Origin of the sequence: Delftia sp. ZNC0008, assembly GCF_000799035.1 — a bacterium.
In the GTDB taxonomy this organism is placed as follows: Bacteria; Pseudomonadota; Gammaproteobacteria; order Burkholderiales; family Burkholderiaceae_C; genus Comamonas; species Comamonas tsuruhatensis.
In genome coordinates this window covers 1-7,363 of the sequence record NZ_JTKZ01000964.1, presented here as the reverse complement: position 1 = coordinate 7,363, position 7,363 = coordinate 1, and the positions used below count along the sequence as shown (strand labels likewise).

Annotated in this window: 8 protein-coding genes; 5 read left to right on the top strand and 3 right to left on the bottom strand. The window is 68.2% G+C overall.

Features of this window, described 5'->3' with window-relative positions; translation table 11 throughout:
* On the bottom strand, positions 1–1,512 hold a 1,512-nt coding region (locus tag L995_RS30965; protein WP_047475319.1), incomplete at its 3' end, for a tannase/feruloyl esterase family alpha/beta hydrolase.
* Between the two features lie 195 nt (positions 1,513–1,707).
* On the opposite strand from L995_RS30965, the gene L995_RS30960 reads away from it, so the two are divergent.
* On the top strand, positions 1,708–2,595 hold the full coding sequence (locus L995_RS30960) for an amidohydrolase family protein (RefSeq protein WP_046241907.1): 888 nt from the start codon (positions 1,708–1,710) through the stop codon (positions 2,593–2,595).
* 6 nt (positions 2,596–2,601) lie between these two features.
* On the opposite strand, the gene L995_RS30955 is transcribed toward L995_RS30960, so the two are convergent.
* The gene (locus L995_RS30955; protein WP_016453244.1) at positions 2,602–3,102 is read right to left on the bottom strand and encodes a MarR family winged helix-turn-helix transcriptional regulator; all 501 of its coding nucleotides are present in this window, start codon (positions 3,100–3,102) and stop codon (positions 2,602–2,604) included.
* Positions 3,103–3,183: 81 nt separating this feature from the next.
* Positions 3,184–3,471: a TFIIB-type zinc ribbon-containing protein gene (locus tag L995_RS30950; protein ID WP_047475317.1), complete on the bottom strand. Its 288-nt coding sequence runs from the start codon at positions 3,469–3,471 to the stop codon at positions 3,184–3,186.
* A 222-nt stretch (positions 3,472–3,693) separates the two neighbouring features.
* Between L995_RS30950 and L995_RS30945 the strand changes: the two genes are divergently transcribed.
* The 4 genes from L995_RS30945 to L995_RS30930 form a co-directional block, all read left to right on the top strand.
* A complete protein-coding gene (locus L995_RS30945; protein WP_047475315.1) occupies positions 3,694–4,320 on the top strand; it encodes a TetR/AcrR family transcriptional regulator in 627 nt (208 codons plus the stop codon).
* Positions 4,317–5,366, top strand: coding sequence for a DUF418 domain-containing protein (locus L995_RS30940; protein ID WP_047475313.1), 1,050 nt, complete (start codon positions 4,317–4,319; stop codon positions 5,364–5,366). The genes L995_RS30945 and L995_RS30940 overlap by 4 nt, the downstream gene beginning before the upstream one ends.
* 219 nt (positions 5,367–5,585) lie before the next feature.
* A complete protein-coding gene (locus L995_RS30935; RefSeq protein ID WP_047475310.1) occupies positions 5,586–6,704 on the top strand; it encodes a LuxE/PaaK family acyltransferase in 1,119 nt (372 codons plus the stop codon).
* On the top strand, positions 6,701–7,363 hold a 663-nt coding region (locus tag L995_RS30930), incomplete at its 3' end, for an acyl-CoA reductase (RefSeq protein WP_047475309.1). The genes L995_RS30935 and L995_RS30930, both read left to right, overlap by 4 nt.

Here is a 7,363-nt window from a genome sequence, read left to right as displayed (position 1 = left end):
CCGCGTGGAGCTGAGCATGTCGAACTGATCGGTGGCCGGGCCGCCGCTGCAGTGGTTCATGCCGGGCACCAGGTACAGGCGGGCGAAGTCGGCGGCGTCGCCATGGTTGCGGCGCAGCGTGTCGTACCACTGCACGGTGTCATCGCTGGAGAAGATGGGGTCGGCCGTGCCGTGGTAGACCATGAGCTTGGCGCCCCGGTTGCGCAGCACGGGCAGCTTGCCGTAGTCGGGCGGCATCATCAGCGACAGGCCGCTTTCCGTGAAGGTGCCGTTGGTCGCCTGCACCTTGGCCAGCATGCTGTCCACGCTGCCGTTGAGGGCGAACTGCGCGTCGTTGAAGCTGGCGGCGCTTTCCGGCGGCGTCTGCCAGATGAAGGCCACGGCACCGGAGTCGCGGCTGATGGGGTTGGAGAATTTCCAGCCGGCCCAGCCGGCCGTATCCAGGCCCGCGTCATACGGGAAGCTGTTGTAGATGCGGCTGCCGCCGCTGGTGGTGGCGCCTTTGAACAGGCCGGCAATGGTGCTCTTTTGCTCGGCGCTGAGGCAGCTGCCGTCGCGCGCACCGCCGCAGGTGGGCACATCGCGCGACAGGTCGAAGCTCGCCTGGCAGGCTGCGCCGGCCTGCACCATGCCGTCGGTGGCCCCGTCCAGCGCATCGCACCGGGCCAGCACGGCCTGGCTGACCAGGCGGCGCTCGGCCTGGGTGAAGCCCGTGCCCAGGTCCGAGGCCGTGGTGGCCAGCTTCGCATAGCCCTGGGCGCCGGCAATGTTGGCAATGGCCGCCAGCGGCAGGCGCGTGCCGGGGTTGCCGGCGATGATGCCGTCGTACTGGTCGGCATAGCGCGAGGCCGCCACCATGGCGTGGCGCCCGCCGTTGGAGCAGCCGCCCAGGTAGGAGCGGTCAGGCCCCTTGCCATAGGCCGTCTGCAGCGCGCTGCGCGCCATGGGCGTGAGCTTGCCCACGGCCTGGTAGCCATAGTCCAGCCGCGCCTGCGGGTCCAGGCCGAAGAAGGGACCCAGGCTGCCTGCATGCCCCGCATCGGAGCTGAGCACGGCAAAGCCCATCTGCAGCGCGTTGCCCAGCGGCCCGCCGCCCAGCGCGCCCACGGCCGTGCTCACGACGCCGTCCAGCCCGCCGTTGGCCTGGTAGAAGAAGCGCCCGTTCCAGTCGCGCGGCAGGCGCATCTCGAAGCCCACGGCGTAGTTCTGGCCATCCACGGTGCTGACGCGCTCGTGCATTCGGCCGGTCACGCGGCAGTGCTCGGCAATGGGCTTGCCCGCCACCGCCAGCGTGCCGGCGGCCACGGTCTCGGCGGCGGTGATGCGGGTGTTGGGGAAGGATATTTTCGCGGCCAGGTCCGTGCACGACAGCAGCGTGGCGGGGCGGGCCTCGGCCAGCTGCGCGATGCCGTCGCTCGAGCCGCCGCAGGCCGACAGCAGCAGGGCGGGCAGGGCGGCGGCCAGCGCGGCCGGCAAGGCGCGGGAACGGGTCTTGTGGATCTTTCTGTCCATGTCTGTCTCCTCGGAAGGTGGTGTGAAGCCTCAGCGCGAATCCGTTGCGTGGCAGCCGTTGCCTGCATCTGCATCGCTTTCTGATGGCCGCGATTTTGGTTATATTTAATAACCAATTCAAGCGGCCTTTGCGAATTTCTTATTGGGACTTCCCCTTGATTGCGGGGCAGGCAGCAGGCCGCACAGGAGACAGACATGGACCACGAAAAACTCATTGCCATCGACATCCACACGCACGCCGAGGTGAGCTGCTGGAACCCGTTCGACAACTACGGCGAGGAGTACGACCGCGCCGCCGACAAGTACTTCGGCAACGGCCGGCGCCCGACCATCGCCGAGACCGTGGCCTATTACCGCGAGCGCAACCTGGGCCTGGTGATGTTCACGGTGGACAGCGAGTCGCAGCTGGGCCGGCGCCGCATTCCCAACGAGGAGATCGCCGAGGCTGCGCGGGCCAACAGCGACATGATGGTGGCCTTCGCCAGCATCGATCCGCACAAGGGCCGCATGGGTGCGCGCGAGGCGCGGCGGCTGATCGAGGAAGAGGGTGTCAGGGGCTTCAAGTTCCACCCCACGGTGCAGGGCTTCCATCCCTACGACCGCATGGCCTGGCCGATCTACGAGGTGGTGGCCGAGTACCAACTGCCGGCCATCTTCCACACGGGCCACAGCGGCATTGGCAGCGGCATGCGCTGCGGTGGCGGGCTGCGCCTGGCCTACAGCAACCCCATGCACCTGGATGATGTGGCCATCGACTTTCCCGACATGCAGATCGTGATGGCCCACCCCAGCTTTCCCTGGCAGGACGAGGCCCTGTCCGTGGCCCTGCACAAGCCCAATGTCTGGATCGATCTGTCGGGCTGGAGCCCCAAGTACTTTCCCCGGCAGCTGGTGCAGTACGCCAACACCCTGCTCAGGGACCGCGTGCTGTTCGGCAGCGACTATCCCCTGATCACGCCCGAGCGCTGGATGAAGGATTTCCAGGAAGCCGGCTTCAAGCCCGAGGTGATGCCCGGCATCCTCAAGGGCAATGCGGTGCGGCTGCTGGGCTTGGACCGGCCCGCCGCGCAGAAGGCGGACTGAGCGCGCTCAGTTGTAGATCTTCTGCAGCAGCTGGATCAGCGTTTTGCGCTCGGCATCGGTCAGGCGGTAGGTGGCATCCATCTCCAGCTGGGCCGCCGTTCGTTCGGCCTGGGCCGTGAGTTCGGCGCCGGCCGGCGTCAGGTGCACGCCCACGGCGCGGCGGTCTGTGGGATGGGGGCGGCGCTCGATGAGCTTGCGCCGCTCCAGCGCGGCGATCAGGCCCACCAGGTTGGGCGGCATCACGTCCAGCGCCGTGCACAGCTGGCGCGAGGTGATGCCGGGGTTGTGGGACACCAGGGACAGCACGGAGAACTCCACCATCTTGAGATCGTGGGTGGCCATGCGCTCCACGAACACCTCGATGATGGACATCGAGGCACGCCGGGCGTTGTAGCCGACCAGGGTGTGCAGGAAAGAGGCGTCGATGGACGGCCCCGGCGCTGTGGTGCCGGACGGGGCCGTGTTCTCTTCGGACGGAGCGGGCTTGGATGTGCGGGCGCGGGGCATGGGGTCAAGGAACTGAAAATCGAATCATAGTGTGGCGCGGCTGCCATGTCCCGATGCCGGCGCAGCGGACGTGCCGTGGTCCTAGAAGTCGAAAAGATCGGAGAGAAAGCCTTCGCGCTTCTTGCGGCGGTATCCATCGTGGCTGGAGTGCTCGCGCCGGTCATGGGATCCGTCAGGGCCCGCGCGCCGTTCATGCGGGCGCTCATAGGCTGTGGGCGCCGTGGGCGCCTGGGCGGCGGAGCGCTCGATGAGCTTGTCCAGCTCTCCGCGGTCCAGCCAGACTCCGCGGCACTGGGGGCAGTAATCGATCTCTATGTTCTGGCGCTCGGAGATGATGAGCGTGGCATCTCGGCAGGCGGGACATTGCATGACGGTTTCACCTTTGCCTGGGCAGGCAGTGGCTCCATCGGCAACGATGGAGTGTGGGCCGGGCTGTTATGCGTTGAGGTCTCCAGCGAAGGCCGTTCGACAACGGAGACCATGGATAGTTCCGCCGCTCGAAGCGCCATCACCATCTCGTGCCAGGCCATGCCGCCGTGATTCCATGCCCGGGTGTTGACTATGAATGAACGTTCGTTCATTATCTGTGTCATGAAAAAGAAGGAAGACATCAGCGAGCGCCGGGCCCTCATCGTGGAGGCGGCCCTGCAGTGTTTCGTGGAGCGCGGCTTTCACTGCACCAGCATGCGCGACATCGCGCAGGCTGCCTCGGTGAGCCTGGGCAATCTGTACAACCACTTCGACAGCAAGCAGGCCTTGATTGCCGAGGTCGCCACGCAGGAGCAGACTGAGCTGCTGCCCTTGCTTCAGGCGCTGGAGCGGGCCGCAGCCCCTTCGCTGCCGGTGGTGGCGCAATTCCTGGCCGCCTACCAGGCGCTGTGCCGTCAGCGGGAATGGGCCGTGCTCAGCGCCGAGTGCCTGTCCGAGATCGCGCGTTCGCCGGGCCTGGCGCCCGCCTTCGAGGCCAACCGCAGGCGCATGCTCGACGGCCTGGCAGGCTTCATGGAGCGCGGGGCGCAGCAGGGCCTCTTGCGGCCCGCCGTGCCCGTGCGCCTGGCCGCGCAATTGCTGCTGGATGCCGTGGAAAGCGATGCGCTGCGCTTTGCGCTGGCGGTGACGCCGCAGGAAGACGCGGGGGCGGATGAAGGGGGCGATGTGCTGCATTCCGCCTTGCTGGCCTGCCTTCTTGGAGGCGAGGCACAGGGAGACGCGACATGAGGCGTGCCACCGGCAGGGGCGCCCGCCTGGCGGGGCTGGACCTGGCGCGCTATCTGGCGCTGGCAGGCATGGTGTTCGTCAACTTCAAGCAGGCCATGCATCCCGCGCTGCAGGAGCCGGGCTGGCTGCTGTCGTTCTTCCATTTCCTGGAGGGCAAGGCCTCGGCCACCTTCGTGGTGCTGGCAGGCCTGGGCCTGGTGCTGGCCACGCGCTCGCTGGAGCCGGCCACGGCGCGCCTCTGGACGCTGCGCCGCGCGCTGTTCCTGCTGGTGGCCGGTGGCATGAACCTGGTGATCTTTCCGGCCGACATCATTCACTACTACGCGGTCTACTTCGTGCTGGCCATCGCCTGGCTGCAGGCCGGCGCAAGGGCGCTGCTGGCCGGCATGGCGGCCGTGGCTGTGCTCTCCGCTTGGGCCTTGCTGCAGCTGGACTACAGCCAGGGCTGGGACTGGGCCAGCCTGTCCTACCAGGACCTGTGGGAGCCGGCCGGCTTTGCGCGCAACCTGCTGTTCAACGGCTTCCATCCGGTGCTGCCCTGGTTTGCGTTCTTCCTCTGCGGCATGCTGCTGGCACGCCTGCCGTTGGCCGAGCCGCGCGTGCAATGGACCTTGGTGGCTGCGGGTGGCGTGATGGTGGGATTGGCCTGCGCCGTCTCGGCGCTTGCGGCCCGCAGCGCTTGGGCGTCCTGGCTGGGCACCGGCCCCATGCCGCCCGGCCCTGCCTACCTGCTGATGGGCCTGGGCTGCGCCAGCATTGCCATCGGCGCCTGCCTGCGGCTGGCCGACCGCTGGCCCGGTGGACCGTGGCGCGGCCTGCTGCCGGCCGGGCGCATGACGCTGACCCTGTACCTGGCCCACATCCTCATCGGCATGGGGCTGCTGGAGGCCATGGGCGCGCTGGACGGATCGCGCAGCCTGCGCGAAGTGGCCGTGGCCGCCGCGCTGTACGTGATCATCGCCAGCCTGGCCGCCTGGGCCTGGAGCAAGAAGGGGGCGCAGGGGCCCGTGGAATGGGTGATGCGGCGGCTGACGGCACTGGGCTGACGCAGTCTTGCAGGGCGATGGCCCCGGGCCTGCGGCGTTGGCGACCCTGCTGTAAGATAGCCCTCCGCTCCGGGGTGCACGCCAGTGCTGAGATCCACACCCGAGAACTTGAACCGGGTCATTCCGGCGGAAGAAGAGCTTGCACCCCTGCGTGGCCGCCCATGCGCCACGGCCGGGGGAGCCTTCGGAGCATCACGTCCCAGCTCTCGAAGGAATTCCATGGACAAGGCCCGGCCCCAGGCGGCTTCTCTGGTCGCAGACCTGCTTGCATTCATCGCCATGGACGGCTGCACCGACGAGCAGTTCGATGCACTGGCCCTGCGGCTGTTCGCCTACCAATACGAATCGAATGCGCCGTTTCGCAGCTTCTGCCAGCGGCGCGGCGCCACGCTGCGCAATGTGAAGACCTGGAGCGACATTCCCGCCGTGCCCATCGATGCGTTCAAGGCCATGGAGCTGCGCAGCGAGCCGGCCTCGCCCGCGGAGCGCGTGTTCATGACCAGCGGCACCACGGGCCAGGCCAAGGGACTGTCTTCGCGCGGGCGCCACTTCCATCCCGCGCTCGATGTCTACGATGCGTCGATGACGCGCAACTTCGCGCAGCGCTTCATGGCCGGGCACGAGCGCCTGCCCATGGGCATCCTCTTTCCCGACGAGCAGGCCATGCCCAACTCTTCGCTGGCGCATTACCTGGCGCTGGCCAAGACGGAATTCGGCACTCCCGACAGCCGCTACTTCCTCACCCCCGACGGCCTGGACATGCCCGGCCTGTGCGCCGTGCTGGAGGAATCCGAGCGCAGCGGCCGCCCCTATGCGCTGCTGGGCGCCAGCTTCAGCCTGGTGCATGTGATGGACGCGCTGCGCGAGCAGGGCCGCAGCTTTTGCCTGCCGCCGGGCAGCCGCATCCTGGACACGGGCGGCTACAAGGGCCAGTCGCGCGAGTTGCCGCTGGAGGACTTCTACGCCGACCTGTCCCGGCTGCTGGGCGTGCCGCGCAGCCACTGCATCAACATGTACGGCATGACCGAGTTGAGCACGCAGTTCTATGACGACGGCAATGCCACGCTGCCCTCGGTCAAGTCGGGGCCGCACTGGATACGCTCGCGCCTGGTCGAGCCCGTCACCGGCCGCAGCGTGGCACCCGGCGAGCGCGGCATTCTCGTGCACTGCGACCTGGCCAACTACAACGCGGTCACCACCATCCTCACCGAGGACGTGGGCCTGTGGGCCGGCCATGGCGAGAACAGCGGTTTCCTGTTGCTGGGGCGTGCCGAGGGCGCAGCGGCCAAGGGCTGCTCGCTGGCGGTCGATGAATTCGTGAAGGCCGCTGCTGCATGAACATCGAGCGGATCACGGCCGGCTACCTGCCCGAACTGCCTGGTTTGCGCGAGGACGAGGTGCAGTGGCATGTGCTGCCCTTCGAACGCGGCGGCGTGCGGCTGGAAGTCTCCGTGCCCCTGCTGACCGGCCCGCAGATGCATGCGCTGGCAGCCCACGTGCGCCGTGCCGCAGACCGCCACCTCAGGGCCATGCCCGTGGCCGAGATCATCGACGTCATCGACCGTGCCATTGCCCGCCTGCTGGACCGCAGCGATCCCTATCGGCGCCAGGCCGAGGCCTGGCTGCCCGTGGTCAGCGGCTATGACGCCGAAATGGTGCGCCTGGGGCTGACGGGCTTCTTCAAGACCTTCCGCGCCGCGCAGCTGCGGCGCTTCGTGGCCGAGGACTTTGCCAACCCGGCCGTGCTGGACGGCTTCCAGCCCGCGCCCAAGGGCGGCGCGGTGCGCGCCTTCGGGCCCGACCTGCTGATGCACAGCTGGGCCGGCAATGTGCCTGCGCTGTCCCTGTGGAGCCTGGTCTGCGGCCTGCTGGTCAAGGCGCCCGCCATTGGCAAGCTGGCCAGCGCCGAGCCGCTGTTCGCGGGCTGGTTCGCACGGCTGCTGGCCGAGGTGCATCCGCCGCTGGCCGATTGCCTGGCCGTGGTGTGGTGGACGCGG

What these genes read in the sequence shown, in the direction of transcription:
- L995_RS30940 (WP_047475313.1), top strand. Translation starts at nt 4,317, where the DNA reads ATGAGGCGTGCCACCGGCAGGGGCGCCCGCCTGGCGGGGCTGGACCTG.
- L995_RS30950 (WP_047475317.1), bottom strand. Translation starts at nt 3,471, where the DNA reads ATGCAATGTCCCGCCTGCCGAGATGCCACGCTCATCATCTCCGAGCGC.
- L995_RS30960 (WP_046241907.1), top strand. Translation starts at nt 1,708, where the DNA reads ATGGACCACGAAAAACTCATTGCCATCGACATCCACACGCACGCCGAG.
- L995_RS30955 (WP_016453244.1), bottom strand. Translation starts at nt 3,102, where the DNA reads ATGCCCCGCGCCCGCACATCCAAGCCCGCTCCGTCCGAAGAGAACACG.
- L995_RS30935 (WP_047475310.1), top strand. Translation starts at nt 5,586, where the DNA reads ATGGACAAGGCCCGGCCCCAGGCGGCTTCTCTGGTCGCAGACCTGCTT.
- L995_RS30945 (WP_047475315.1), top strand. Translation starts at nt 3,694, where the DNA reads ATGAAAAAGAAGGAAGACATCAGCGAGCGCCGGGCCCTCATCGTGGAG.